This window comes from Ruegeria sp. BG8 (assembly GCF_056538325.1).
In genome coordinates this window covers 521154-545739 of the sequence record NZ_JBQFSZ010000001.1, presented here as the reverse complement: position 1 = coordinate 545739, position 24586 = coordinate 521154, and the positions used below count along the sequence as shown (strand labels likewise).

26 protein-coding genes are annotated in these 24586 nt (G+C 58.8%); 23 read left to right on the top strand and 3 right to left on the bottom strand.

Annotated elements, in window-relative coordinates; genetic code table 11:
* Window positions 1-37: 37 nt before the first annotated feature.
* A complete protein-coding gene (locus tag ACR0DG_RS02750) occupies window positions 38-1267 on the bottom strand; it encodes a cytochrome b/b6 domain-containing protein (protein WP_480694076.1) in 1230 nt (409 codons plus the stop codon).
* 171 nt (window positions 1268-1438) lie between these two features.
* Here ACR0DG_RS02750 and fabD point away from each other — a divergent pair, with 171 nt between their 5' ends.
* From fabD to mltG, 7 genes are all read left to right on the top strand, one after another.
* Entirely contained in the window at window positions 1439-2377 is a 939-nt protein-coding gene (gene fabD, locus ACR0DG_RS02745; RefSeq protein ID WP_480694074.1) for an ACP S-malonyltransferase, read from the top strand.
* 32 nt (window positions 2378-2409) lie between these two features.
* Complete coding sequence (gene fabG, locus ACR0DG_RS02740; protein ID WP_480694072.1) at window positions 2410-3147, top strand: 3-oxoacyl-[acyl-carrier-protein] reductase; 738 nt, start codon at window positions 2410-2412, stop codon at window positions 3145-3147.
* Between the two features lie 209 nt (window positions 3148-3356).
* Window positions 3357-3590 carry an acyl carrier protein gene (locus ACR0DG_RS02735; protein ID WP_008756330.1) on the top strand — a complete coding sequence of 78 codons (234 nt, stop codon included), beginning with the start codon at window positions 3357-3359 and terminating at the stop codon, window positions 3588-3590.
* Window positions 3591-3730: 140 nt separating this feature from the next.
* Window positions 3731-4270, top strand: a complete 540-nt coding sequence (locus ACR0DG_RS02730; protein ID WP_480694070.1) for a GNAT family N-acetyltransferase — start codon at window positions 3731-3733, stop codon at window positions 4268-4270.
* A 116-nt stretch (window positions 4271-4386) separates the two neighbouring features.
* Window positions 4387-5130 (top strand): 1-(5-phosphoribosyl)-5-[(5-phosphoribosylamino)methylideneamino]imidazole-4-carboxamide isomerase, encoded by a 744-nt coding sequence (locus tag ACR0DG_RS02725; RefSeq protein ID WP_480694068.1) that lies wholly within the window; start codon window positions 4387-4389, stop codon window positions 5128-5130.
* A 195-nt stretch (window positions 5131-5325) separates the two neighbouring features.
* On the top strand, window positions 5326-6591 hold the full coding sequence (gene fabF, locus ACR0DG_RS02720; RefSeq protein WP_480694066.1) for a beta-ketoacyl-ACP synthase II: 1266 nt from the start codon (window positions 5326-5328) through the stop codon (window positions 6589-6591).
* On the top strand, window positions 6592-7752 hold the full coding sequence (mltG, locus tag ACR0DG_RS02715) for an endolytic transglycosylase MltG (protein ID WP_480694065.1): 1161 nt from the start codon (window positions 6592-6594) through the stop codon (window positions 7750-7752). It abuts the gene before it with no gap.
* A gap of 31 nt (window positions 7753-7783) precedes the next feature.
* On the opposite strand, the gene ACR0DG_RS02710 is transcribed toward mltG, so the two are convergent.
* A complete protein-coding gene (locus ACR0DG_RS02710) occupies window positions 7784-9046 on the bottom strand; it encodes a DEAD/DEAH box helicase (protein ID WP_480694063.1) in 1263 nt (420 codons plus the stop codon).
* Window positions 9047-9863: 817 nt separating this feature from the next.
* Here ACR0DG_RS02710 and ACR0DG_RS02705 point away from each other — a divergent pair.
* Window positions 9864-11234 carry a DNA-packaging protein gene (locus tag ACR0DG_RS02705; protein WP_480694973.1) on the top strand — a complete coding sequence of 457 codons (1371 nt, stop codon included), beginning with the start codon at window positions 9864-9866 and terminating at the stop codon, window positions 11232-11234.
* A gap of 103 nt (window positions 11235-11337) precedes the next feature.
* Here ACR0DG_RS02705 and ACR0DG_RS02700 read toward each other — a convergent pair whose 3' ends face one another.
* Window positions 11338-12090: a hypothetical protein gene (locus ACR0DG_RS02700; protein ID WP_480694061.1), complete on the bottom strand. Its 753-nt coding sequence runs from the start codon at window positions 12088-12090 to the stop codon at window positions 11338-11340.
* Between the two features lie 265 nt (window positions 12091-12355).
* Here ACR0DG_RS02700 and ACR0DG_RS02695 point away from each other — a divergent pair, with 265 nt between their 5' ends.
* The 15 genes from ACR0DG_RS02695 to ACR0DG_RS02625 all read left to right on the top strand — a co-directional run bounded on the left by ACR0DG_RS02695 (window position 12356) and on the right by ACR0DG_RS02625 (window position 24584).
* Window positions 12356-13516 (top strand): phage portal protein, encoded by a 1161-nt coding sequence (locus tag ACR0DG_RS02695; protein ID WP_480694059.1) that lies wholly within the window; start codon window positions 12356-12358, stop codon window positions 13514-13516.
* Window positions 13509-13727, top strand: coding sequence for a GTA head formation protein, RCAP_rcc01685 family (locus ACR0DG_RS02690; protein ID WP_480694057.1), 219 nt, complete (start codon window positions 13509-13511; stop codon window positions 13725-13727). The genes ACR0DG_RS02695 and ACR0DG_RS02690 overlap by 8 nt, the downstream gene beginning before the upstream one ends.
* Before the next feature lie 26 nt (window positions 13728-13753).
* The gene (locus ACR0DG_RS02685) at window positions 13754-14299 is read left to right on the top strand and encodes an HK97 family phage prohead protease (RefSeq protein WP_480694055.1); all 546 of its coding nucleotides are present in this window, start codon (window positions 13754-13756) and stop codon (window positions 14297-14299) included.
* Between the two features lie 36 nt (window positions 14300-14335).
* Window positions 14336-15514 (top strand): phage major capsid protein, encoded by a 1179-nt coding sequence (locus ACR0DG_RS02680; protein ID WP_480694053.1) that lies wholly within the window; start codon window positions 14336-14338, stop codon window positions 15512-15514.
* Window positions 15515-15687: 173 nt separating this feature from the next.
* Window positions 15688-16287, top strand: a complete 600-nt coding sequence (locus tag ACR0DG_RS02675; protein WP_480694052.1) for a head-tail connector protein — start codon at window positions 15688-15690, stop codon at window positions 16285-16287.
* Window positions 16284-16622: a phage head closure protein gene (locus ACR0DG_RS02670; RefSeq protein ID WP_480651932.1), complete on the top strand. Its 339-nt coding sequence runs from the start codon at window positions 16284-16286 to the stop codon at window positions 16620-16622. Before ACR0DG_RS02675 ends, ACR0DG_RS02670 begins: the two co-directional genes overlap by 4 nt.
* Window positions 16619-17032, top strand: a complete 414-nt coding sequence (locus tag ACR0DG_RS02665) for a DUF3168 domain-containing protein (protein ID WP_480694050.1) — start codon at window positions 16619-16621, stop codon at window positions 17030-17032. Before ACR0DG_RS02670 ends, ACR0DG_RS02665 begins: the two co-directional genes overlap by 4 nt.
* Window positions 17033-17052: 20 nt before the next feature.
* The gene (locus tag ACR0DG_RS02660) at window positions 17053-17466 is read left to right on the top strand and encodes a phage major tail protein, TP901-1 family (protein ID WP_480694048.1); all 414 of its coding nucleotides are present in this window, start codon (window positions 17053-17055) and stop codon (window positions 17464-17466) included.
* Window positions 17467-17470: 4 nt separating this feature from the next.
* Complete coding sequence (locus tag ACR0DG_RS02655; protein ID WP_480694046.1) at window positions 17471-17788, top strand: gene transfer agent family protein; 318 nt, start codon at window positions 17471-17473, stop codon at window positions 17786-17788.
* A complete protein-coding gene (locus ACR0DG_RS02650) occupies window positions 17785-17997 on the top strand; it encodes a rcc01693 family protein (RefSeq protein ID WP_480694044.1) in 213 nt (70 codons plus the stop codon). Before ACR0DG_RS02655 ends, ACR0DG_RS02650 begins: the two co-directional genes overlap by 4 nt.
* Window positions 17981-18646, top strand: coding sequence for a phage tail tape measure protein (locus tag ACR0DG_RS02645; RefSeq protein ID WP_480694042.1), 666 nt, complete (start codon window positions 17981-17983; stop codon window positions 18644-18646). Before ACR0DG_RS02650 ends, ACR0DG_RS02645 begins: the two co-directional genes overlap by 17 nt.
* Window positions 18647-18658: 12 nt before the next feature.
* Window positions 18659-19291 (top strand): phage distal tail protein, Rcc01695 family, encoded by a 633-nt coding sequence (locus ACR0DG_RS02640; protein WP_480694040.1) that lies wholly within the window; start codon window positions 18659-18661, stop codon window positions 19289-19291.
* On the top strand, window positions 19288-20178 hold the full coding sequence (locus ACR0DG_RS02635) for a DUF2163 domain-containing protein (protein ID WP_480694038.1): 891 nt from the start codon (window positions 19288-19290) through the stop codon (window positions 20176-20178). Before ACR0DG_RS02640 ends, ACR0DG_RS02635 begins: the two co-directional genes overlap by 4 nt.
* A complete protein-coding gene (locus ACR0DG_RS02630; RefSeq protein WP_480694036.1) occupies window positions 20175-20621 on the top strand; it encodes an NlpC/P60 family protein in 447 nt (148 codons plus the stop codon). The genes ACR0DG_RS02635 and ACR0DG_RS02630 overlap by 4 nt, the downstream gene beginning before the upstream one ends.
* A complete protein-coding gene (locus tag ACR0DG_RS02625) occupies window positions 20622-24584 on the top strand; it encodes a baseplate multidomain protein megatron (RefSeq protein ID WP_480694035.1) in 3963 nt (1320 codons plus the stop codon). It abuts the gene before it with no gap.
* The last annotated feature ends 2 nt before the right edge of the window (window positions 24585-24586 follow it).

Genomic DNA, 24586 nt, shown 5'->3' with positions numbered 1-24586 from the left:
CACGAAGCCGCCGGAGCAATGCTCCGGCGGTTTTCTTTTATTCTCCGCGTTTGGCCGTCAGGTCGATCAAGACTGTGACTGCAAAGCCCAGCGAGTCTTCGGTGGGTTGTGAGGTGCCCACATCGAAGTCCATGCGGTTTACCTCAAGCTGGCCTGAAACAGTGGCAGTGTCATCCGCTAGCTCCAATGAAAACGGCAACACGACATCCAAGGATTTGTCGCGAATGGTCAGTGGACCGCGTGCTTCATAACCGGTTTCGGTTTTGTACAGATCTGCTTTGAACTGCGCCGTTGGGAATTGCGCGCTGTCAAAGAAATCCGCGCCCATTGCTTGACCGCTTACCGTTCCGAGGCTGAGAGACGGGATCGAAATTGTGACATCGACCGTCCCAGCTAGGCCGGGCTCATTGGGGTCGTCGAATGCGATAGCGGCGGTCCACTCTTCGAAGCTACCGGTTACGGGGCTACCCAATTGGGTGATGGTAATGCCTAGCGTGCCCTCCTGCACCTGCCACTCTGATTGCACTTCTGCCAATTCGGCGGCGTCGGTGTGAGCATCAGAGTGCTGGTGGCTGAACGCGCCAATGCCCCAACCGCCGACCAACACACCCACCCAGACAGCCAGTGCAGCGATTGCCGGAGCCCGCGAGTGGTGCTGTGCCGGAGGCTCTGGCGCTTGTGCTGAACCCGGCAACATGCGCCGCAATGTGCTGTCTTTGTCTACGACGTGGTGCTTGAGCGCCCCAGCGATATGCAGTGCCAAGGACCCGCCGAGCGTCCATACAAACAACCAGTGCAAGCTTGCCGTGAATTCAGCCAGCGGGGCAGACTTGGGTACCAAAGGAAGGTTCTGCCCAAAGGGCCAAAGGATTGGCGCAAACCCTTCGGCTGCTGCATGGTGAATCCACCCGGTTAAAGGAACCAAAACGAGCGAACCGTAAAGCAGCCAGTGCACGGTTTCCGCGGCGAAGGCCTCGGGTTTGTTGTCGGCGTTCAGAAGGCCGGGCTTGGTTTGGGTCATGGCCCAAAGGATACGCGCGATGGCTACGAAAAAGACTGCGACCCCGACGGTCTTATGAAGTGAAAACAGACGCGCGGCGCGGGCGATGTCATCCTCGGTTGTTGGGATATTCGGATCATATATCGAATGGGCCAGTTCATTGGCAAACCATCCCAAAGGGAAAGCAGTGAAAATCAGCAAGGCGGTCAACCAGTGAAAGGTCTTTGTCACGCTGCCGTAACTTGAGAATGAGTTGGTCGAGGACATAGGGCGCTCCGGCGATAGGGTGGCAGTGTTCAACCTATCGACGGGACGACAGGACTCAATAGCGCGACACGCACAGATACGGTGCCAAAGTGCAGAGGTCAGGCAAAGCTTGTGCCGCGCGTTCAGTCAGTTTACACCCCGCCGCAACCTAACGTCATCCAAGAGGTTGCAATGACACGCGCATTTGTTTTCCCGGGGCAGGGCGCCCAGACCATCGGCATGGGCAAGGCTCTGGCCGAGGCATATCCCGCCGCGCAGGCCGTATTCGATGAGGTCGATGCGGCGCTGGGTGAAAAGCTGAGTAGCCTGATATGGGAAGGTGACATTGCCGAACTGACCTTGACGCAAAACGCGCAACCAGCGCTGATGGCGACCTCGATGGCGGCAATGCGCGCGCTTGAGGTCGAAGGGGTCTCGGTCACTGATGCGGCGTTTGTCGCTGGGCACTCACTTGGTGAGTATTCTGCGCTTGCAGCGGCTGGTGCTTTGTCAGTCGCAGACACGGCACGGCTGTTGCGTACACGGGGGCAAGCAATGCAGAGCGCGGTTCCCGTCGGCGAGGGTGCAATGGCTGCTATATTGGGTCTGGACCTAGAGGCCGTTCGGGCCGTCGCCGAAGAAGCCGCACAGGGCGAGGTATGTCAGGCAGCCAACGACAATGATCCGACGCAGGTTGTTGTCTCGGGTGCCAAAGCAGCCGTGGAACGTGCGGCAGAGATTGCCAAGGAAAAAGGTGCAAAGCGTGCGGTCATGTTGCCGGTCAGCGCCCCTTTTCATTGTGCATTAATGCAGCCTGCGGCTGATGTCATGGCCGAGGCGCTGGCCGATGTTGAAATCAAGGCACCGGCAGTGCCGCTGGTTGCCAATGTCCGCGCCGAAGCGGTCAGTGACCCGGATCTGATCCGCCAGCTGCTTGTCGAGCAGGTCACTGGGTCCGTTCGTTGGCGCGAGAGTGTTCAGTACATGGCAGCGCAGGGTGTGACGGAAACCTGGGAAATCGGGGCGGGCAAAGCCTTGTCCGGAATGATCCGCAAGATAGACCGTTCGATTGCTGGCAAGGCTGTTGGCACACCGGATGACGTTCAGAACGTCACCAATTCAGAATCTTAAGTCGACGCTAAGCGCTTTATAGGGAAAACAGAATGTTTGATTTGACAGGTAAGAATGCACTGATCACCGGTGCCTCGGGCGGCATTGGCGGCGAGATTGCGCGCACTCTCCACGCAGCGGGCGCAACGGTTGCGCTGTCAGGAACCCGGGTTGAGCCTCTGGAAGCGTTGGCGTCCGAACTTGGTGATCGTGCGCATGTGTTGCCGTGCAACCTGAGTGACCCCGACGCCGTAGCGGCCCTGCCCAAGCAGGCAGCAGATGCGATGGGTTCGGTTGATATCCTGGTCAACAACGCTGGCATTACGCGCGACAACCTGTTCATGCGTATGTCGGATGAAGAATGGCAGAGCGTGATCGACGTCAATATGACTTCTACCGCCAAGCTGTGCAAAGGTGTGCTTCGGGGTATGATGAAGGCGCGTTGGGGACGGATCATCAATATCTCGTCCGTAGTTGGAGCGACAGGTAACCCGGGGCAGGCGAACTATGCTGCATCCAAGGCTGGTATGGTCGGGATGACCAAATCGCTGGCTTATGAGGTCGCCAGCCGAGGAATCACGGCGAACGCCGTTGCACCGGGTTTCATCACGACAGCAATGACTGACAAGCTGACCGATGATCAGAAATCCGGCATTCTTGGTCAGGTTCCCGCAGGTCGCATGGGCGACGCATCAGAAATTGCTGCGGCAGTTCTGTATCTTGCGAGCCCCGAAGCGGGATATGTTACCGGAACAACCTTGCATGTGAATGGCGGTATGGCCATGTTGTGACCGCGTATCAAGGCGGGTGCGAAAGCGTTTGCCTTGGGCGTTGTCTGTGCTATAGGCGGCGCATGAATGCAGGGGTCGGCTGCTGGGTCGACCTTCTACTTTCCCGGTAAACGGGGACCCAAACCGCCCAGACAGGGCAAATCAAGGCCAGCCTGTGCGGGCAAGGGCAGAACCGGGCAATATGCCCTGAAATGGAATGAGGAATAGACATGAGCGACGTCGCAGATCGCGTTAAAAAGATCGTTGTTGAGCACCTGGGTGTTGAAGAAGACAAAGTAGCGGAAAACGCTTCCTTCATCGACGATCTGGGCGCAGACAGCCTGGACACCGTTGAACTGGTTATGGCCTTCGAAGAAGAGTTCGGCATCGAGATCCCTGATGACGCAGCCGAGACCATCCAGACCTTTGGCGACGCCGTCAAATTCATCTCTGAAGCGTCCTAAGACCTTCTAATTCGGCTAAAAGCGGCGCTTCTGGGCAACGGAAGCGCCGTTTTTTTTGTTTTACCTTTATTGAGGCTTGCCAGCCGCCAAATTCATTCGCACCCTTCCGCCTGAGGCAAACATTTCAGAGCGGGCAGGGCATGATACGATCCACCCCGATGATAAATACGGCACGCTTGACGCTTTGCGCCATGCGTCCAGAGGATTTTAACCGGTTCGCCGAGATCTGGCGTAACCCGTGTGTCGTGCAGCATATCGGTGGCAAACCCCGATCGCGTGGCGAGGCATGGGATTTCTTCCTGCGAAATGCCGGGCATTGGCAGATGGCTGGTTTTGGCCAATGGGCCGTGATCCAGCAGTCGAATCGCCAGATGATCGGCCAGGCAGGGTTTTTCTACGGTAACCGCTCTTTAGGGGAAGATTTTGACAGCTTTCCCGAAGCGGGCTGGGTTCTGGCGCCCGAAGCACAAGGCCAAGGCATGGGGTTGGAGGCCGCTCAGGCCGCGCATGATTGGTTTGATCGGATAATGCCGGGGCCATTGGTTGCAATGGTAAATTCCGGAAATGGCGCGTCGCAGAAGCTTGCCGAACGGCTTGGCTACGAGCTGATCCGCGAGTGTGATTACGACGGAAGCGCGGTGCAATTGCTGCGCAGAAATGGGCCGCCGACGCGTCACTGACGCCGCGCTGCAATGCCGCAAAATGTCCGTAGTTTGCCGAAACTGGTTCTCACCGGTGCGATTCCTGCGTGTATGATACAGTCGATGTGCAAACGATTGGGCGGAGGATTGAGCTCATGCGGGTTTACCCAACGATGGAATTGCAGAATGGCCGGTGTGTGACACTGGACAAGGGCCGTCTGGAAGAGGCGATGATCTGGCACGTGAACCCTTCGGAAACTGCTCGCAGCTGGGCGACGGCTGGCGCCGAGTGGATGCATCTGACCGATTTTGACGCGATCGAAGGCCGTGATACGAACGCTGAACTGGTTGAAGAAATCATTCGTTCGGCAGAAATCCCGGTACAATTGGCGGGTGGCATGCGCACCCGAGAGCAGGTCGAGCATTGGATCGACAAAGGGGCAGGTCGGATCGTGATCGGCACCTTGGCCGCTTGGGACCCGAACCTGGTCAAAGAGCTTGCCAAGCTTTACCCGGACCAGATCGTTCTAGCCGTAGATGTCTGGCAAGGCCACGTGATGACCGAAGGTTGGCGCAGCCAGAGCGCGTTTACGCCTGATACCTTCATCGAAGCCTTTGCCGAGGCACCTTTCGCGGCAATTCTGGTCACGGATATTGATAGCGACATGGAGGATGTCGAAGCGCAGTTGGGCTTGATTTCAGGGCTGGCTGAAAAGTCCCGGACCCCTGTTATCGCAAGCGGTGTAGTGCGGACTGCGGACGATATCTCGCGGTTGGCCTACGTCCCGAATATCTCGGGCGCGTTGGTCGGACGGGCATTGTTCCGTAAAACCGTCGACTTGGGCGAAGCACTTGAAGTTGCGCGTACCGCGCATGAACCGGTCGCTGAGTTCCAGTAAACCAAGAATGCAAATTCTGCTCCGCCTGCTCTCAACCCAGAGAAGGCGGAGCTTTTTCATTTTAATGTCTAACGTCCTTAATTTTCCGGTCCTGAGCGACACGCTGCAGATTAGGAATGCAGCCTTGCTCTTGCCCCCGGACCCCGGGCCGGGGTATGAGCGTTTCTTAAATACGAAGCAGGCAAGAGGCATTTCATGCGCAGAGTCGTTGTAACTGGACTGGGATTGGTCACTCCTTTGGCCAGCGGGGTCGAGGAAACCTGGTCACGTCTGCTGGACGGTGAATCCGGCGCAGGCCCAATCACTCAGTTCGATGCCGAGGCAAGTGGTGTCACCACGACATATGCCTGCGAAGTGCCCCGCGGTGACGGTTCAAACGGAACTTTTAATCCGGATGACTGGATGCCGCCGAAAGAGCAGCGCAAGATCGAAGACTTTATTTTGTATTCGATTGCCGCTGCTGACATGGCCTGTCAGGACGCAAACTGGTTGCCAGAGGATGAAGAGGCAAGGCTGCGTACCGGCGTTCTGATCGGATCGGGTATTGGTGGGCTGGGATCCATCGCGGAAACAGCCAATCTTATTCGTGACAAGGGACCTCGCCGAGTATCGCCCTTCTTTATTCCCGGTGCGTTGATCAATCTGGCTTCTGGCCAGGTTTCGATCCGCCACGGGTTCAAGGGACCGAACCACTCTGTTGTGACGGCGTGTTCGACGGGGGCGCACGCAATCGGCGATGCAAGCCGTATCATTCGCGCCGGTGACGCCGATGTCATGGTCGCAGGTGGTGGCGAAGGATGCATTTGTGAAATCGGCATCGCTGGATTCAATTCTTGCAAGGCGTTGTCGACAAAATATGCGGATAACCCCAAAGCCGCCAGCCGTCCTTATGACGTGGACCGTGATGGTTTTGTCATGGGCGAAGGGTCCGGAATTGTCGTTCTGGAAGAATATGAACATGCCAAGGCGCGCGGTGCGAAAATCTATGCCGAAGTGTTGGGCTACGGAATGTCCGGTGACGCGTACCACATCACCGCCCCGAGTGAGGATGGCGATGGGGCAGAGCGTTCCATGAAAGCTGCACTGCGCAGCGCTGGGTTAGAGCCCAAGGATCTGGATTATATTAATGCGCATGGTACCTCGACCATGGCTGACACGATTGAATTGGGTGCTGTCGAACGGCTGCTCGGGGATCATGCGGCGAATGCAACGATGACATCGACCAAATCGGCCACGGGGCATCTGTTGGGTGCGGCCGGTGCGATTGAGGCGATTTTCTCGATCTTGGCTATTCGGGATCAGGTGGCGCCGCCGACGATCAACCTGGACAACCCGGCCGTTGAAACACCGATTGATCTTGCACCGAATGCAAAGCGTGAGCGAAAGATTGATGTGGCGCTGTCAAATTCGTTCGGGTTTGGCGGTACCAATGCCAGTGTGATCTTCGGAAAGGTCAGCTAAATGTGGCGGGCTCTGGCGTCCAACATGCTGACCATTCTGGTGGTCGGTACATTTTTGATGGGCGGGCTGATCCTCTGGGGGCAAACACGGTACACGAACCCCGGCCCGTTGCAGACGGCAATCTGCCTTCAGGTTGAACGTGGTTCGAACATGACCCAAGTCAGCCAACAGTTGGAGGATCAGGGCGCCATCTCCAGCGCGATGGTATTCCGCATGGCGGCGGACTACACGGATAAGGCACCGCAACTGAAGGCGGGCAGTTTCCTTGTGCGCGAGGGCGCGTCGATGGAACAGATCATCGACGAGATCACCCGCAGTGGAGCCAGTACATGTGGGTCGGAAATCGAATACCGCATCGGCGTGACGCGCATTCAGACGCGCGTGCGCGAGTTGAACCCCGCGACTCTGGACTTTGACGAGATCGCTACCTTTGACATCACCGAAGAAGAGGTGCCGACCGCCTATACCGAAAAGCGCGAGGATGCGGATACGCGTTACCGTGTTTCGGTCGCCGAAGGCGTGACGTCTTGGCAAGTTGTCGAAGGCCTGAAACAGATCGACGCGCTGACGGGTAACGTCGGTGAAATTCCAGCCGAAGGCATGCTCGCTCCGGACAGTTATGATATTGTACGCGGTGCTGACAGAGCTGCCGTCCTACAGGGTATGCAGGATAAGCAGCAACTGCGCATCAATGCCGTTTGGGAAAACCGGCAGGACGGGCTACCCATTGCTAGCCCAGAAGAGATGTTGATCCTTGCTTCGATTATCGAAAAGGAAACCGGTGTTCCGAATGAACGCGAACAGGTCGCAAGTGTCTTTGTGAATCGCCTTGAGCGGGGCATGAAGTTGCAGACAGACCCGACCGTGATTTACGGCGTCACAAAAGGACAAGGTACATTGGGGCGCGGGTTGCGCCGAAGTGAGCTTAGGCGGGCAACACCTTGGAATACTTATGTAATTGACGGTTTGCCACCCACGCCAATTGCAAACCCAGGGATGGCGAGCCTTGAGGCTGCGGTTTCGCCGGCCAGCACAGACTACGTTTTCTTCGTTGCGGACGGCACCGGTGGCCACGCATTTGCCGAGACACTGGATGAGCACAACCGCAACGTGGCCAAGTGGCGGGAAATAGAGGCGGAGCGGCAAAGCTCTGGTAACTAAAAAGGTGCCGCATCGCGGCACCTTTTCTGTTTTAAGCAGCGGGTTTTCTGCGCGGACGACGGCGTTTGGAACCTTGCGGTTTGGACGGCACATTCGCCCCCTTTTTCCCGGGACCCGTTCGGCGAAAACTGCGACCTGGGCGCGTTTTCTTAGGTTCCGCAAATTCCGGCATTGTTCCGCTGGCGACTGGAATCTCGATCTTCATTAGCCTTTGAATTTGCTTCAACTGATCCAGCTCATCGGGTGCGCAAAAGGCGATACCCTCACCTTCACGGCCCGCGCGGGCCGTTCGTCCGATCCGATGGACATAGTTGTCGGGCACCTCGGGAAGGTCGTAGTTGATCACATAGGCAACACCGGGAATATCGATGCCACGCGCGGCGACATCGGTCGCAACAAGAATGTTGATCTCGCCGGCGCGGAACGCTTTGATTGCACGATCTCTTTGCCCCTGGCTTTTGTTTCCGTGAATAGAAGCGGCATTGAAGCCGTCTGCAACTAGGCTTTTCATAAGCTTTTCCGCGCCATGCTTGGTGCGCGCGAAAACCAGTGTCAGGGCGTCCATGTCATCCGACAGGATTTGACGCAGTTTTCCCGGCTTTTCGGCGCGGCTCAGGAAATGGACGGACTGCGTGATTTTATCCGCCGCCTTCCCCGGAGGAGAGACTTGGATACGCTGGGGGTTATTCAAGTAAGCCTGGCTCAGCTCTTCCATTTGTTTTGGCATGGTCGCCGAAAAAAGCATGGTTTGGCGTGGTGTACCCAGCGCGGGCGCGATTTTGCGCAGGGCGTGGATAAAGCCCATGTCCAGCATCTGGTCGGCTTCGTCCAGAACCAAATGGCGGACAGAGCTAAGGTCGACAGCACCGCGCTCCATCAGGTCGATCAGGCGCCCCGGTGTAGCAACAAGAATATCAGTCCCGCGCGCGAGGAAAGAGATCTGTTTGCCGATAGACTGTCCCCCCACAACAGTCGCGACCCGCAGCTTGGTAGAGCGGGTCAGGTTGCGGAGGCTTTCGGCGATCTGGTTCACCAATTCGCGTGTCGGAGCAAGGATCAACGCCTTGGCTGTTTTGGGTGCTGGTTTGCCAGGTTGAGCCAGAAGGTGGTCGATTAGTGGCAGGCCAAAGGCCAGTGTTTTCCCGGTGCCGGTCTGGGCCAGACCCAGAATGTCACGGCCTTGCAGCGCCATGGGAATGGCTTGGTTCTGGATTGGGGTGGGTTGTGAGAAATTAGCACGTTTCAGCGCTTCGTTCAGGGCTGGGGCAAGACCCAGCATATCAAAGTCGAACAATTGACTATCCTTTAGAGCCCGCAGCGCGTGCTACGAACGAATGATAACTGACCACGCAAGTGTTGCGCGATCGGCAGGGGTATACAGCAACCTCTGGACGTGCAGGTGCATCCTGCAACATCTGGTTTCTGCGTCAAGAACCCTGCGTGAAGGGGAACTAGGGGATGATTTCGGCGCTGTGGGGCCGTCGGGCCGCGAATGCTCACGCGTCAGCGCTGTGTTATCGCGCAAATGGGCTTTGAGCCGGCAAATGTCAATGCTTTACATTTAGTGGTCGCGCAGCACTGGGGCGTGGTGCGGCGGATTTACCGCAATTTATGCAGCAGCTGTTGAAGGCGCGTATGGAAATTCAGCCCTTTGGGAGGGCGCTTCAGCTTCCAGTTTACTACGAAAGCGGGCGGTGGGTGTTGCGGTCGCGTTGCGTAACGCATTGACTTTGCGAACTTTATGGCGTATTGATTATGGCATGCTAGAAGAAGTGGGCAACGGCCCCGGGGCGACCCGGTGGCCGTTTTTTCGTTTCTCTCGTGCGGAGAAAACTCACGCATGAGGTCACAGGCAAACATGACTTTGATTACCCCGGAAGAGCGGATTTCCCAAACGGCCGACTTGTTGCAGTCGCTCGAGAGATCCATTCGCGATCTGCGCAATGCAGCGGAAGAACTGCGCAGGCAGATCGGTGCCGGGGAGGATGCAGACCTTGCCGGAACAGGCAAGCAACTGGTTCAGCTAGAGGGGCTGATCCGAAGTTGCCAGAAAGTGGAGACAAGCTTTGTCGAACAACATCACAGACAAGCCGGAATTGCCCAAGGGGGATATGCGCTCGACCTTGAGCGCGCTCGATTTGAAATCGGGTGCAGGCTGGCTCGCCTCCGCACCTGTTGCGGTGCAGGATAGATTTCTGAGTGAGATCGGGGAGGGGGGGCTGTGTGCCCTCCCTTTCCTGTTTGAGTTCTGGGCACTGCCGCACCAACTGCCGCCCGAGGGCGACTGGCGGTCCTGGGTGATCATGGGCGGGCGCGGTGCAGGCAAGACGCGCGCGGGGTCTGAATGGGTGCGGTCGATGGTTGAAGGGGCCAAACCGCTGGATAAGGGCGAGGCCAGCCGGGTGGCGCTGGTGGGTGAGACCTTCGATCAGGTGCGCGATGTGATGATCTTTGGCGATAGCGGCATATTGCAATGCTCACCGCCGGATCGTCGGCCTGTGTGGAAGGCATCGGAGCGCAAGCTGATCTGGCCCAACGGGGCCGAGGCGCAGGCGTTTTCCGCACATGATCCCGAAGGGCTGCGCGGCCCGCAGTTCGACGCGGCCTGGGTGGACGAATTGGCCAAGTGGAAGAAGGCGGGTGAGACGTGGGATATGCTGCAATTCGCCTTGCGGTTGGGGGATCGTCCGCGGGTTTGTGTGACCACGACACCGCGTAATGTGAAGGTTTTAAAGGAGTTGCTGGCGTCGCCCTCCACCGTGCAGACCCATGCGCCGACCGAGGCGAACCGGGCCAATCTGGCAGACTCGTTTCTCGCCGAAGTGCGCGCGCGCTACGCGGGCACGCGGCTGGGGCGGCAGGAATTGGACGGGATGCTGCTGTCGGATGCTGAGGGGGCGCTGTGGACAGGCTCGATGCTGGATGCGGCGCGGGTGGACACTGTGCCCGAGTTGGATCGGATCGTGGTCGCTCTGGACCCTGCGGTGACGGCGGGGTCCAGTGCGGATGCCTGCGGGATTGTGGTCGTAGGCGCGCAGGTACATGGCCCGCCCGAGCAGTGGCGCGCCTATGTGCTGGCCGACCGGACGGTGCAGGGCGTTGGTCCGGCGGGTTGGGCACAGGCAGCGATTGACGCGATGGACGAGTTCGGGGCCGAACGGTTGGTGGCCGAGGTTAATCAGGGCGGGCAACTGGTGGAAGAGGTCGTGCGGCAGGTGGACCCTCTGGTCCCGTTCCGCGCCGTACGCGCCTCACGCGGCAAGGTCGCGCGGGCCGAGCCTGTAGCGGCGTTGTACGAGCAGAGGCGGGTGCGCCATGTGGCCGGGTTGGACGCGCTGGAGGAACAGATGTGCCAGATGACCGCGCGGGGGTTCGAGGGTCAGGGCTCGCCTGACCGGGTGGATGCGCTGGTCTGGGCGCTGCATGAGTTGGTTGTGGGGCCTGCGGCGGGGTATCGGCGGCCTAGGGTACGGAGTTTGTGAAAGGTACTTTCGACTGAGCTAGTCGGATCAAGTCATATGTTTCATATTTAATGTAAACGCAGCTGCATCTTGGTGGAATGCGGTTTCAGTCCGCATTGAGAATTTAGAAACCGTGCTCTGACTTTAGCCTGTTGACTAATCGCCCCATTACAACAAGTCCAAGCTGCCCAAATTTACCGGCTTTTTGCTTTGAGATTGGCTCAGCGAGCCACTTGCCGCCCCAATAGTATCGAGGGAGCAGTTCAATAACCTTCCAATTCCCATGAGTTTGTGCTGCTTCGGCGAGAACTTCTATCAAGCTCTCAGGCAAGTCAGAGTAAATCTTACTAAAGCGTTCGTCATCAGCGGTCGTACGCACGTCGTAATGTGACACGCCCCCTTCCCAATGACCATTGGCCTCCATTTGTTTAGAGGCGTAATCCGTCCATTGAACTTGCTGCCCGTGAAGACTGAGGTAACCTGCCTCTGCTAAGCTTAGAACCAATGCTTCTTGTTTTGAATCGGGTGTGAATAACTCTCTTGTGCTGCTGAGACAACCTACGCGGCCATGCGCAATGAAAAACTGGAAGAAGAAGTTCAGAAGAGTATTGAGGTCTTTGGATGTCAGGCCCTTATGTGTTTCAATCATCTTGATCACGGCGGATTCATCAACTTGGAGAACATACTCAAATGGTTGTTCTCCTTTTTTACACAGCCCGATTTTTACTAATAAGTTACCGCCTTCACGCCCTGCGTAACGAAACTCAGGGTCGGGTCCGGATGTCGATGAAAGCTGACTTGCGACACGTCTGTAGAGCAGTAGGGTGATCTGTGCAGCCAACTTACGCTCTACTCGGCTTAGTTGATATTGAGACATACTTGGCTGCTCCCCGCGCTCTCGAGAATACTAGTAAGACTTGGTTTTAGACTACAAGTTTGTAAGATGAGTGCAGCGCAAATAAACCTCTAATCGTTGCCTGAAGTGATCATAGCTTGAAGGAGGCAAGGGGCTGACTTGGGCCTCTGCTAAAGAAGAGTCCCCGTTGCCCACCCCCCGTACGCTCCATTCCCAAGCCCTAAACTTCTTTCCGTCATAACTCCTTTCAACAAGCCGGACACAGCGGCGAAAGAAAGGAGCACAGATGGTATTCGATTTCTTGCGTCGTGGGGCGGTCGGGGAAGCGCCCGAGGCGAAGGCCAGCGCGGCGGGGCCTGTGGTGGCATGGCAGACGGGTGGGCGCGTGGCGTGGAGCCCTCGGGACGCGGTGTCGCTGACACGCACGGGGTTTTCGGGGAACCCGGTGGGGTTCCGCTCGGTCAAGCTGATTGCCGAGGCGGCGGCGGCTTTGCCGTTGGTTTTGCAGGATCAGGCGCAGCGGTTTGACACTCATCCGATCCTGTCGCTGATGCGGCGTCCGAATGCGGCGCAGGGGCGGGCGGAGTTGATGGAGGCCTTGTTCGGGCAGTTGTTGCTGTCGGGCAATGCCTATGTCGAGGCGGTTCGGGCCGAGGAAGGCCTGCCGGTTGAGCTGCATGTCTTGCGCTCGGACCGGATGAGTGTGGTGCCGGGGGCGGATGGGTGGCCCAAGGCGTATGATTACGCGGTTGGTGGTAAGAAGCACCGGTTTGCGGCGGAAAATATCTGTCATATCAAGTCGTTCCATCCGCAGGATGATCACTATGGGTTCTCGCCCATGCAGGCGGCTGCGATGGCGATTGATGTGCATAACAGCGCGTCTCGGTGGTCGAAATCGCTGCTGGACAATGCGGCGCGGCCTTCGGGGGCGCTGGTGTGGAAGGGCGATGGCCATGGGGTGATGGCCGAGGATCAGTTCCGGCGTTTGTCGGATGAGATCGAGCAGAATTATCGCGGGGCGCGCAATGCTGGCCGTCCGATGGTCCTGGAAGGAGGCTTGGATTGGAAGCCGATGGGCTTTTCGCCGTCCGATATGGAGTTTCAAAAGACCAAGGAAGCCGCCGCCCGCGAGATCGCGCTGGCCTTTGGAGTCCCGCCGATGTTGCTGGGGATCCAGGGCGACGCGACCTATTCGAACTATCAGGAGGCCAACCGGGCGTTTTATCGCCTGACCGTGCTGCCTCTGGTGACGCGGGTGGCGGCGGCGGTGTCGGAATGGCTGGCGGGCTATACCGGTGAGGATTTGGTGCTAAAGCCCGATCTGGATCAGGTGCCGGCGCTGTCGGCGGAACGCGACGCACAATGGGCACGGGTCAACGGGGCCGATTTCCTTACCGATGCCGAAAAGCGTGCCTTGCTGGGGCTGCCGGAGCGTGCGGATGGCTGATGGGTATCCTCCGTTCGACTGCGCGCCGGGCCTGCGTCTGGCCGCGCATGAGCGGGTGGCTGAAATCCAGCATGCACATCTGTGTCGCAGGCTGGACCAGATCGAAGAGATGATGGAGCGGCTGGAAAAGCGATTGTGGCTGACGGTCTATGGTGTCGCCGCCGTGATTCTTGCGCAGGTGTTTCAGTCATTTCTAGCGGCAACGCCGTGAATTCAGAGGCTTATGAGGAGGTGTTCATGGATTTGGAACACAAGTTCGCACGGTTCGGAGACGGGCTTTCGGTGTCCGAGGATGCGGTGATCGAGGGCTATGCTAGCCTGTTCGGACAGGTCGATCAGGGTAGCGATGTGGTGCAACGCGGGGCGTATCGAGGCTCGCTTGAAGGGCTCAAGGCCGCTGGGCAACGGGTCAAGATGCTGTGGCAGCACGACCCGGCGCAGCCCATCGGCGTCTGGGATGAGGTGCGCGAGGATGACCGTGGTCTGTGGGTCAAAGGGCGTCTGCTGGAGGCCACGCAAAAGGGCCGTGAGGCAGCCGAGCTGATCCGGGCCGGTGCGATGGACGGGCTGTCGATTGGCTACCGCACCAAGCGGGCCGTGAAGAACGATAAGGGCCAACATGTCCTGACTGAACTGGAGCTGTGGGAGGTGTCCTTGGTGACGTTCCCGATGCTGCCCAGTGCGCGGGTGGCGGCGAAGGGCGTTGAGCCTGAAACCGAAAACACCTGGCGCAGTATTGCCGAGGTGTTCCAAGACGCCCGGCAGGAGCTGGCGCGGACCTAGCGCGCCTCAACCCCCACCCAAGAAATGGAAGTGCTGATGAGCAAGACCGAAACCCCGGCCTTGACCGGAGAGGGTGCGCCCCTGGTTCAGGAGGTGAAGCAGGCGATGGCTGGCTTCGTGAATGAATTCAAGGACCTCAAGGCCGAAGTTAAAATCAAACTGCAACAGACAGAAGAGCGACTGACCATGCTGGATCGTAAATCAACCATCGCGGCGCGCCCGCATCTTGCGGCCTCGATTGAGGACGGCGTACCGCACCAAAAAGCATTCGACGCCTATGTGCGTTCGGGCGAGGATGACGGCCTGCGCGGGCTTGAGATGGAGTCGAAATCCCTGTCCAGCGCCGTAAACAGCGATGGCGGCTATCTGATCGACCCGCAGACCGCCGAGATGATCAAGTCGGTGCTGAAATCCACCGCCTCGATCCGGTCGATTGCGTCGGTGGTGAATGTCGAGGCGAACTCGTTCGACGTGCTGATCGACCACACCGACGTGGGCGCGGGCTGGGCCGATGAGAACGCCGCCGCGACCGAGACGGCGACCCCGTCGATTGACCGTATCTCGATCCCGTTGCACGAGCTGAGCGCGCTGCCGAAAGCCTCGCAGCGCCTCCTGGATGACAGCGCCTTTGACGTCGAAAGCTGGCTGGCGGGCCGTATTGCGGACAAGTTCGCGCGCGCCGAGGCTTCGGCCTTTATCAATGGTGATGGGGCGGACAAGCCCAAGGGTATCCTGAACCACACCAAGGTCGACAATGACGTCTGGGATTGGGGCAATATCGGCTATGTTCCCACCGGCATCGACGGCGGTGTCGAGGCGGATGCGATTGTCGATGTGGTCTATGCGCTGGGCGCGCAGTACCGTGTGAACGGCACCTTCGTCATGAACTCGAAAACCGCCGGTCTGATCCGCAAGCTGAAGGACAGCGATGGCCGCTTCCTGTGGTCGGACGGTCTGGCTGCGGGTGAGCCCGCGCGTCTGATGGGCTATCCGGTTCTGATCGCCGAGGACATGCCGGATGCGGGCACCGACAGCTTCTCGATCGCTTTCGGTGACTTCCAGGCCGGTTACACCATTGCCGAACGCCCTGACCTTCGCGTCCTGCGCGACCCGTTCAGCGCCAAACCGCATGTCCTGTTCTACGCAACCAAGCGCGTTGGCGGCGACGTGAGCGACTTTGCCGCGATCAAGCTGGTGAAATTCGGCACCGCCTAAAGCGGGCTGAATCCTTGGGGGGTTTCGGCCCCCCAAGGCGGCGGGCGCGGGCCGGGGTGATATCCCTTGCGTTGTCTAGCTGCTCCCCTCCGTCCGAGCAACGTGGGGCGGCGCGTGCCCGCCAATTCCTGAAGTTACGGCCCCGGAGGGGTCCGAGATTGCGGAGTGTATGGATGATGTTGATCGAAGAAACCGCCATCGCGGATGCGGCGCTGCCGGTGGATCAGTTCAAGGCGCATCTGCGGCTGGGGACCGGCTTTGCCGAGGACAGCGTGCAGGATGAAGTTCTGAAAGGTTTTCTGCGTGCAGCGATTGCAGCGATTGAGGCGCGCACCGGCAAGGTGCTGATCGCGCGTGAGTTTTCGTGGGATCTGAACGGATGGCGCGATGCAGCGGGTGAGGTGTTGCCGGTGGCCCCGGTCACAGCGATCAGCGCGGTGACTGTGACCGATCCGACCGGTACCGACACGGTCGTGGACAGTGCCCGGTATCGTCTGGCCCATGACAGCCAGCGCCCGCGTCTGCGCCCTGCGGGGGCGTCATTGCCGACCATTCCCACGGGTGGATCAGTCAAGATTGCCTTCACCGCCGGGATGGCTGCGGATTGGGGCGCTCTGCCCGCTGATCTGGGGCAGGCGGTGCTGTTGCTGGCCGCGCATTACTATGAATACCGGGATGAGACGGCTTTGGGCGCGGGCTGTATGCCCTTTGGCGTCACAAGCCTGATCCAACGCTACCGGGTTGTGCGCTTTGGTGCCGGGGTGGCGCAATGAAGACGCCCCGATTGAACAGAAAGCTGGTGCTTGAGGCACCGGTGCGCAGCGCGGATGGGGCTGGTGGGTATACCGAGACATGGGCCGCCGTGGGAACGGTTTGGGCCGAGGTCACGGCCCGCAGCGGGTCCGAGCGGTCTGTTGCAGGTGTCCCGGTCTCGCGCGTTGGCTATCGCATCGTGGTGCGCGGCGCGCCCGAAGGATCGGCGATGCGCCCAACCCCGGATCAGCGGTTCTCAGAGGGCACGCGCCGGTTCGTGATCCGCGCGGTGGCCGAGCGCGACCCGCGCGGCCAGTACCTGACCTGTTTCGCGGATGAAGAGGTGGCGGCATGAGTTACGGCGTATCAGCCGCTTTGCAGGCGGCGGTGTTTCAACAGCTGTCGGGCGACGCGCAGGTCAGCACGCTGTCAGGCGGCGCGATCTATGACGCGGTTCCGGCGGGGGCGGTGCCCCAAACCTATGTGACGCTGGGCCCCGAGGAGGTGCGAGATGCCTCGGACAGATCGGGCGCGGGGGCTGTGCATCGGTTCACCGTATCGGTGGTGTCCGAGGCCGCTGGTTTTGGCGCGGCCAAGACGCTGGCGGGCGCGGTGTGTGACGCGCTGAAAGGCGCGGCACTAACCCTGGAACGGGGCCGCCTTGTGGGGCTGTGGTTCGAGCGCGCCAGCGCCCGGCGCACGGGAACGGGCGGCGCGATCCGCCAGATCGACCTGAGATTCCGCGCCCGCGTGGAAGACGACTAAGCAATCAACGGAGAGAGCATATGGCTGCCCAGAACGGAAAAGACCTGTTGGTCAAAGTGGATATGAACGGCTCGGGCCTGTTCGAGACCATCGCGGGCCTTCGCGCCACGCGGGTCAGTTTCAACGCGGAAAGTGTGGATGTCACCAGCCTTGAAAGTCAGGGCGGATGGCGCGAGCTGCTGTCGGGTGCGGGGGTCAAATCGGCCTCGATCTCGGGGTCGGGTGTGTTCAAGGACGAGGGTACCGATGAGCGTGCGCGTCAGTTGTTTTTTGACGGTGAGACGCCTGCGTTTCAGGTGATCATCCCCGATTTCGGCATTGTCGAAGGCGCGTTTCAGGTGACGGGCATCGAATATGCGGGCTCGCATAACGGCGAGGCCACCTATGAGATGAGCCTCGCCAGCGCCGGCGCCCTGACCTTTACGGCGCTGTAAGCCGATGGCCAATCCGTGGACGGGTGAGGTGGCATTGACCATCGATGGCGAGCTGCGGGTGCTCAAGCTGACGCTGGGTGCTTTGGCGGAACTGGAGCAGGAACTGGGTACCGGGACACTGGTGGAACTGGTGCAGCGGTTCGAAGGCGGGGCCTATTCCAGCGGTGATGTGCTGGCGCTGATCGTGGCGGGTCTGCGGGGCGGTGGGGCGGATGTATCGCGTGCCGACATGCTGCGCGCCGAGATCGAGGGCGGTCCGATGGCGGGCGCCCGTGCGGCGGCTGAACTGCTGGCACGCGCCTTCATGGTACCGGAGCGGTGAGCGGGTTCGACTGGCCCGCCCTGATGCGGGCCGGGATGACCGGCCTGCGTCTGACGCCGGAACAGTTCTGGCGTCTGACCCCGGCCGAGCTGCGGTTGATGCTGGGGCAGGGTGCAGGGATGCCCGCGATGAACCGGGCGGGGCTGGACGCGTTGCTGGCGGCATACCCCGACAAGAAACAAGGAGAGCATGATGACGACGGATCGTGACGGGTTGGACGACCTGCAGGAGCGAGGCGAGGCGCTGGGCGACTCGCTGGGGGATGCGGCGTCCATGGCGGCAGCATTTGACAGCCAGATGAAGCGGATCAAACAAACCTTTGAAGAGACGGGTAAAGACGTGGCGACGTTGGAACGCGGCATGTCTGGTGGTCTGCGCAAGGCATTTGACGGCGTGGTTCTGGACGGGATGAACCTGTCGGACGCGCTGGACGTGCTTAAGAACTCGATGATCCGCACGGCTTATTCGGCGGCAATCAAACCTGTGGCGGATCATTTCGGTGGCATAATCGCTGGCGGGATAGGCAGTTTTGTTCAGGGCATCCTGCCATTCGCAGACGGTGGTAGCTTTAGTCAGGGCCGGGTGATGCCGTTTGCCAATGGTGGTGTGATCAGCGGTCCGACAACGTTCCCGATGCGTGGTGCGACCGGCCTGATGGGTGAGGCAGGTCCAGAGGCGATCATGCCTTTGGCACGTGGCCCGGACGGCAAGTTGGGCGTGCGTACCTCGGGCGGCGGCGGTGCGGTCAATGTGGTGATGAACATCACCACGCCCGATGTGCAGGGTTTTCGCCGCAGCCAAAGTCAGATCGCCGCACAGATGAGCCGCGCGCTGGGTCGCGGAAGTCGCAACAGATAAGGGGAGCAAGGCATGAATTTTCACGAGGTGAGATTTCCCGCCAGCCTGAGCTTTGGCTCGGTCGGTGGTCCAGAGCGGCGCACGGATATCGTTACACTCGCCAACGGATTCGAGGAACGCAACACGCCCTGGGCTCATTCCCGCCGTCGCTATGACGCTGGGTTTGGAATGCGGTCACTGGACGATATCGAGACCCTTATTTCGTTCTTCGAAGCGCGCAGAGGGCAAATGTTCGGGTTCCGTTGGAAGGATTGGTCCGACTACAAGTCTGGTGCCGCGTCAGAGGAGGCCGACAAAGCCGATCAGGTGATTGCCAGCGGGGATGGCCTGAAGTCTGAGTTTCAATTGATCAAGACTTACGCTTCCGGCGGGTTCCAGTACGTACGTCCCATAATCAAGCCGGTATTGGGAACAGTAAAAGTAGGGTTGGACCAGGACGAAGTTCGAGAAGGCGTAGATTTCGACGTCGACCTCACCCGCGGCCTTGTCACATTTGCCGATCCACCACCTGATGGTGTTGAAATCACAGCCGGGTTCGAATTCGACGTTCCCGTGCGGTTCGACACAGATAAGATCCAGACCAGCGTGGCCAGCTTTCAGGCAGGCGACGTACCCAACGTCCCTGTAGTGGAGGTGCGGGTATGATCGACCAAGGCAAAGACGACCTGTTTGCGCATCTGCAGACCGGTCTGACAACGACTTGCCGTTGTTGGGCGATCAAGCGTTCGGATGGCGAGTTCTTTGGATTTACCGACCACGATATGGAATTGAATTTCGAAGGTCTTGTGTTCAAGGCAAGCACCGGCTTGACCGCCTCTGCCATTGAGCAGGCCACTGGCCTTTCCATCGACAACTCTGAGGCGATGGGCGCCCTATCCGATGCAGCCGTTACTGACGCAGATATTGAAGCTGGTCGCTTTGACGGGGCCGAAGTTCTGGCCTGGCTGGTCAATTGGGCTGCCCCGGAACAGCGAATGTTGCAGTTTCGCGGGTCGATTGGCGAAATGCGTCGGGCGGGCGGTGCTTTCCACGCCGAGCTACGCGGTTTGACCGATTTGTTGAACAGGCCGCTGGGTCGGATCTACCAAAAACCCTGTACAGCCGTCTTAGGTGACCAAGCCTGTCGGTTTGATACCAGCACAGCTGGGTTTACTGCTGAGGCGGAAGTGTCTGATCTGACGGCGGGCAGCGTTTTGCATCTGATAGGCGCCGATGGGCCAGACGCTTCCTGGTTCGAGCGAGGGCGGCTGGATGTTATCTCGGGCGCGGCCGCCGGGTTGTGGGCATCCGTAAAAGAGGATCTCAAGCTGTCGCGCGGTCGCCGTATCACGTTGTGGTCTGGGATCGGCGGGGGGCTTGCCGTGGGCGACCGTGTCAGACTTACGGCTGGTTGCGACAAGCGGATGGTGACCTGCCGCAAAAAATTCAACAACCTTCTGAACTTTCAAGGCTTTCCGGACCTTCCCGGTGAGGATTGGGTGATGGCAGTACCCAAAAAAGGAAATCCAAACAAAGGGGGTAGCCTACGATGAGCGTTACCGGACATCAGGTCGTTGACGAAGCCCGTTCGTGGTTGGGGACACCTTATGTGCATCAGGCATCCGTCAAAGGTGCGGGAACCGATTGCTTGGGGTTGTTGCGGGGGGTCTGGCGAGCACTGTTTGGGCCCGAGCCAGAAGAGACTCCGACCTACAGTATGGATTGGTCCGAACCTCAGGGAGAGGAACGCATGTGGGCTGCGGCCCGCCGCCATCTATTGACCAAAGAGCTTGATGATCTGCGAAAGGGCGATGTGTTGTTGTTTCGGATGCGAGAGGGGCGGGTTGCCAAGCATGTGGGAATAGTCAGCGACGACGGCGAGACACCGCGCTTTATCCATGCCTATTCCGGACACGGTGTTGTGGAAAATACCTTGAGCGATCCCTGGCGGCGTCGGGTGGTCGCGTGTTTTGGGTTTCCTGCGGAGGGCAAGTAAATGGCGACGATCGTACTCTCTGCTGCTGGTGCAGCGATTGGTGGTGCCATCGGCGGCACTGTCGCGGGTTTGTCCACCGCCGTGGTCGGGCGCGCCATTGGTGCCACCTTGGGCCGTGTGATTGACCAACGCCTCATGAGCCAATCGGTCATGGGTGGCGGTAGCGAAGTCGTTGAGACAGGACGCCTTGATCGGTTCAGGTTGACTGAAACCGGGGAGGGTGCACCTGTCTCGACCGTTTTTGGGCGTATGCGCGTGGGCGGTCAGGTCATTTGGGCCTCGGACTTTTTGGAAACGCGAAGCAGCACCACGACCACTCAGGGCGGAGGAGGAGGCAAGGGTTCACCTAAAACTCCCGAGGTTACTACCACCACCAATAGCTACAGTTACTCTGTTTCCCTGGCGATCGCAGTTGGTGCAGGGACCATCGCAGATATCCCGCGCATATGGGCCGATGGTGAGGAAATTGAGCGCGCTGGGCTGAACATGAGGGTTTATCATGGAACCCAGACCCAACTGCCCGACCCACTGATTGAAGCGGTTGAAGGTGCAGGCAATGTCCCGGCATATCGGGGTACTGCTTATGTTGTCATCGAAGATTTGCAGTTGGCGTCGTTTGGAAATCGTGTGCCGCAGTTTTCTTTCGAAGTGGTTCGACTTGATCAACCAGACTTGCCTGAAACAGATGAAGCTTTGTCCAATATCGTCCGGGGCGTTGCCTTGATGCCTGGCACGGGTGAATACGCCTTGGCCAGCGCGCAGGTGAATTACACAAAGGGCAAGGGTCAAAGCTGGGCCGCAAATGTGAATTCGGCGTCGGGCGTGTCGGATCTTGTAACCTCGGTGCGGGCTCTGAATGCCGAATTGCCTTCCTGTGAGGCGACTTCACTGATCGTCTCGTGGTTCGGTGACGATCTTCGATGCGGTCAATGCCAAATCAGACCAAAAGTTCTGCACAAAGACATTGAGGGCGAGAGCATGCCTTGGCGGGTCGCTGGTGTAAGCCGCAGCGCGGCGCAAAAGGTAAAACAGGACCAGAACCGTCCCGTATATGGTGCAACGCCGACGGACCAGTCCGTTATTCAGGCCATTCGGCATCTCAAACATAAGGGCAAGCGGGTAATGTTCTATCCGTTCATCCTGATGGATCAGCTGCAAAACAACGGTTTGCCGGACCCTTGGTCAGACGCCAGTGATCAACCCCATCTTCCGTGGCGGGGGCGAATTACCCTTAGCCGGGCACCCGGACGCAGCGGTTCCCCGGATGGACAGGCTTCCGCAGATGCCGAAGTGGCCAGGTTTTTCGGGAATGCGCGCGCCAATGACTTTTCGGTTGTTGACGGCGATTTTACGTACACAGGCCCGGAAGAATGGGGACTGTTCCGCTTCATATTGCACTACGCGGCCCTGTGTAAGGCAGCCGGTGGTGTGGCATCGTTCTGCATTGCCTCAGAAATGCGTGGTCTGACACAAATCCGAGGAATGTCGGGCTTCCCTGCCGTCGCCCAATTGCGTGTGCTGGCAGCAGAAGTGCGCAAGCTATTGGGGCCGCAAACCAAAATCGGGTATGCGGCAGATTGGAGCGAGTATTTCGGCTATCAGCCCACGGATGGCAGTGGCGACAGGTATTTTCACCTCGATCCGCTGTGGGCAGACGAAAATATCGATTTTGTCGGGGTCGATAACTATATGCCCTTGTCTGATTGGCGAGAAGGCGAAGATCACCTAGACGCGCAAGCCGGTGCTCGCGCGATTTACGACATTGACTACCTTCGCAGCAATATTGAAGGCGGTGAAGGGTTTGACTGGTTTTATGCCTCGCCGGAAGAAGCCACAGCTCAAATCCGTACGCCGATCGAGGATGGCGACCACGATGAACCGTGGATTTGGCGGTACAAGGATTTGCGCAACTGGTGGTCGCAGCCGCATCACGAGCGTATTGCAGGTGTCCGGCAGAGCCAGCAGACCGCGTGGATTCCAGGCTCTAAGCCAATTTGGTTCACAGAGCTCGGATGCGCAGCGATAGACAAAGGAACGAACCAACCGAATAAGTTCCTGGATCCGAAGTCGTCAGAATCCAGTTTGCCAAGGTATTCCAACGGACAACGCGATGATTTCATGCAGGTTCAATACCTGCGAGCGATGCTGGGGTACTGGTCCGATCCGCATATAAACCCTGTCTCTGAGGTTTATGGCGATCGAATGGTGGATATGTCCAACGCCTACGTGTGGGCTTGGGACGCGCGTCCCTATCCGGCGTTTCCCAACTTGCGTAGCCGATGGAGCGACGGTGCAAACTATGCCCGTGGGCATTGGCTGAACGGGCGCTCCGGGTCGCGGACGCTGGCCTCGGTTGTCACCGAAATCTGCCATGGTGCGGGGGTGACGGATATCGACACCTCGGGTTTGGATGGTGTTGTTCGAGGTTACGCTGTCGAACAGGTCTCGGACGGTCGTGCAGCCCTGCAACCGTTGATGTTGCGTTACGGGTTTGACGCGATTGAAAGAGATGGCTTGCTTTGCTTTCAGATGAGAGATGCGCGTGCGCCAGTTCAGCTGGATGTCGATTTGCTCGCGGCCAGCGATGAGATTGACGGTGACATCGAATACCGCAGAGAGGCCGAAGCCGAGGTGACCGGACGCGTTCGCTTGCGGTTTGTGCAATCTGACTCGGATCATGCCATCGTTTCGGAAGAGGCCGTTCTGCCTGACGCGCGCACGCATTCCATCTCAGAAAACGAGATGCCTTTGTCTATGACACGGGCCGAAGGCCGGCAGGTTGCAGAACGGTGGCTCAGCGAATCCCGGGTATCGCGCGAAACGATCCGGTTTGGGCTTCCACCTTCGCAGTTGAATGTCGGGGCGGGCGACGTCATCAGCCTGAACGACGGCACGAACGGCGCGCGCTACCGCATCGACCGCTTGGAACAGGCCGAGATGCAGATGGCAGAGGCTGTGCGCGTTGAACCCGGCGTGTATACACCATCTGATTTGCCAGATGATGTGGTTTCCGAGACGGCCTTTGTTGCGCCTGTACCGGTTTATTCTGTGTTCATGGACTTGCCGCTGATCACTGGATCAGAAGTGCCGCATGCACCCTACATGGCGGTGACTGCTGACCCGTGGCCCGGTAGTGCAGTTGTCTATTCTTCCAGCACCGACGAAGACTATGAGCTGCAAGAGGTGATTACAGCTCAAGCTACTATTGGCTTTACGCAATCGCCTATGCGTCGCGCCAGCGCCGGATTGTGGGACGATGGTGCGCCGCTGCGCGTTAGTCTGATCGCGGGACAATTGGAGTCTCGCCCCCGACAAGCGATTCTGAATGGTGCAAACCTCGCGGCCATCGGGGATGGTTCTCCGGACAATTGGGAACTGTTTCAATTCCAAAGCGCAAACCTGACGGACCCCGGTGTTTACGAGCTTTCAGGCCGTTTGCGTGGGCAGTTGGGCACTGACGCCAAAATTCCAGATTTTTGGCCCGAAGGTTCAGTTTTTGTTTTGTTGGACCAGCGCGTCTATCAAACCAGCCTTCTGCGGTCTGAGCGCCGCATTGCCAAACACTATCGGATTGGGCCAGCCTCGCGCGGTTATGATGATGCATCCTTTGTGCACACAGTGGAAACCTTCAACGGCAATGGTTTAAGGCCCTACGCACCGTCGCATTTGCGTGTTTCAAAAGACAGTTATGGCGACACGCTGTCATGGATACGCCGCACAAGAATTGACGGGGATGACTGGTCAGGGATCGATGTCCCACTTGGTGAAGAGGCCGAGGCCTATCTGGTTCAAATTCGCGCGGGTGGGACATTGGTGCGCGAAGCGATGACCACAAGCCCGCACTGGACTTACTCTGCGACCATGAAAACCGCAGACGGTCTATCTGGATCATATGATGCCCAGATTTCGCAGGTATCATCCAGTTACGGCCCGGGGCTGCCGGCGACCCTGACCGTGGCGTGAAC

What these genes read in the sequence shown, in the direction of transcription:
- ACR0DG_RS02690 (WP_480694057.1), top strand. Translation starts at nt 13,509, where the DNA reads ATGGCTGATGGGTATCCTCCGTTCGACTGCGCGCCGGGCCTGCGTCTG.
- fabD (WP_480694074.1), top strand. Translation starts at nt 1,439, where the DNA reads ATGACACGCGCATTTGTTTTCCCGGGGCAGGGCGCCCAGACCATCGGC.
- ACR0DG_RS02670 (WP_480651932.1), top strand. Translation starts at nt 16,284, where the DNA reads ATGAAGACGCCCCGATTGAACAGAAAGCTGGTGCTTGAGGCACCGGTG.
- ACR0DG_RS02725 (WP_480694068.1), top strand. Translation starts at nt 4,387, where the DNA reads ATGCGGGTTTACCCAACGATGGAATTGCAGAATGGCCGGTGTGTGACA.
- fabG (WP_480694072.1), top strand. Translation starts at nt 2,410, where the DNA reads ATGTTTGATTTGACAGGTAAGAATGCACTGATCACCGGTGCCTCGGGC.
- ACR0DG_RS02685 (WP_480694055.1), top strand. Translation starts at nt 13,754, where the DNA reads ATGGATTTGGAACACAAGTTCGCACGGTTCGGAGACGGGCTTTCGGTG.
- ACR0DG_RS02730 (WP_480694070.1), top strand. Translation starts at nt 3,731, where the DNA reads ATGATACGATCCACCCCGATGATAAATACGGCACGCTTGACGCTTTGC.
- ACR0DG_RS02700 (WP_480694061.1), bottom strand. Translation starts at nt 12,090, where the DNA reads ATGTCTCAATATCAACTAAGCCGAGTAGAGCGTAAGTTGGCTGCACAG.
- ACR0DG_RS02705 (WP_480694973.1), top strand. Translation starts at nt 9,864, where the DNA reads ATGCGCTCGACCTTGAGCGCGCTCGATTTGAAATCGGGTGCAGGCTGG.
- ACR0DG_RS02635 (WP_480694038.1), top strand. Translation starts at nt 19,288, where the DNA reads ATGATCGACCAAGGCAAAGACGACCTGTTTGCGCATCTGCAGACCGGT.
- ACR0DG_RS02655 (WP_480694046.1), top strand. Translation starts at nt 17,471, where the DNA reads ATGGCCAATCCGTGGACGGGTGAGGTGGCATTGACCATCGATGGCGAG.
- ACR0DG_RS02640 (WP_480694040.1), top strand. Translation starts at nt 18,659, where the DNA reads ATGAATTTTCACGAGGTGAGATTTCCCGCCAGCCTGAGCTTTGGCTCG.
- ACR0DG_RS02630 (WP_480694036.1), top strand. Translation starts at nt 20,175, where the DNA reads ATGAGCGTTACCGGACATCAGGTCGTTGACGAAGCCCGTTCGTGGTTG.
- ACR0DG_RS02660 (WP_480694048.1), top strand. Translation starts at nt 17,053, where the DNA reads ATGGCTGCCCAGAACGGAAAAGACCTGTTGGTCAAAGTGGATATGAAC.
- ACR0DG_RS02680 (WP_480694053.1), top strand. Translation starts at nt 14,336, where the DNA reads ATGAGCAAGACCGAAACCCCGGCCTTGACCGGAGAGGGTGCGCCCCTG.
- ACR0DG_RS02645 (WP_480694042.1), top strand. Translation starts at nt 17,981, where the DNA reads ATGACGACGGATCGTGACGGGTTGGACGACCTGCAGGAGCGAGGCGAG.
- ACR0DG_RS02625 (WP_480694035.1), top strand. Translation starts at nt 20,622, where the DNA reads ATGGCGACGATCGTACTCTCTGCTGCTGGTGCAGCGATTGGTGGTGCC.
- ACR0DG_RS02675 (WP_480694052.1), top strand. Translation starts at nt 15,688, where the DNA reads ATGATGTTGATCGAAGAAACCGCCATCGCGGATGCGGCGCTGCCGGTG.
- ACR0DG_RS02695 (WP_480694059.1), top strand. Translation starts at nt 12,356, where the DNA reads ATGGTATTCGATTTCTTGCGTCGTGGGGCGGTCGGGGAAGCGCCCGAG.
- ACR0DG_RS02750 (WP_480694076.1), bottom strand. Translation starts at nt 1,267, where the DNA reads ATGTCCTCGACCAACTCATTCTCAAGTTACGGCAGCGTGACAAAGACC.
- fabF (WP_480694066.1), top strand. Translation starts at nt 5,326, where the DNA reads ATGCGCAGAGTCGTTGTAACTGGACTGGGATTGGTCACTCCTTTGGCC.
- ACR0DG_RS02665 (WP_480694050.1), top strand. Translation starts at nt 16,619, where the DNA reads ATGAGTTACGGCGTATCAGCCGCTTTGCAGGCGGCGGTGTTTCAACAG.
- ACR0DG_RS02735 (WP_008756330.1), top strand. Translation starts at nt 3,357, where the DNA reads ATGAGCGACGTCGCAGATCGCGTTAAAAAGATCGTTGTTGAGCACCTG.
- mltG (WP_480694065.1), top strand. Translation starts at nt 6,592, where the DNA reads ATGTGGCGGGCTCTGGCGTCCAACATGCTGACCATTCTGGTGGTCGGT.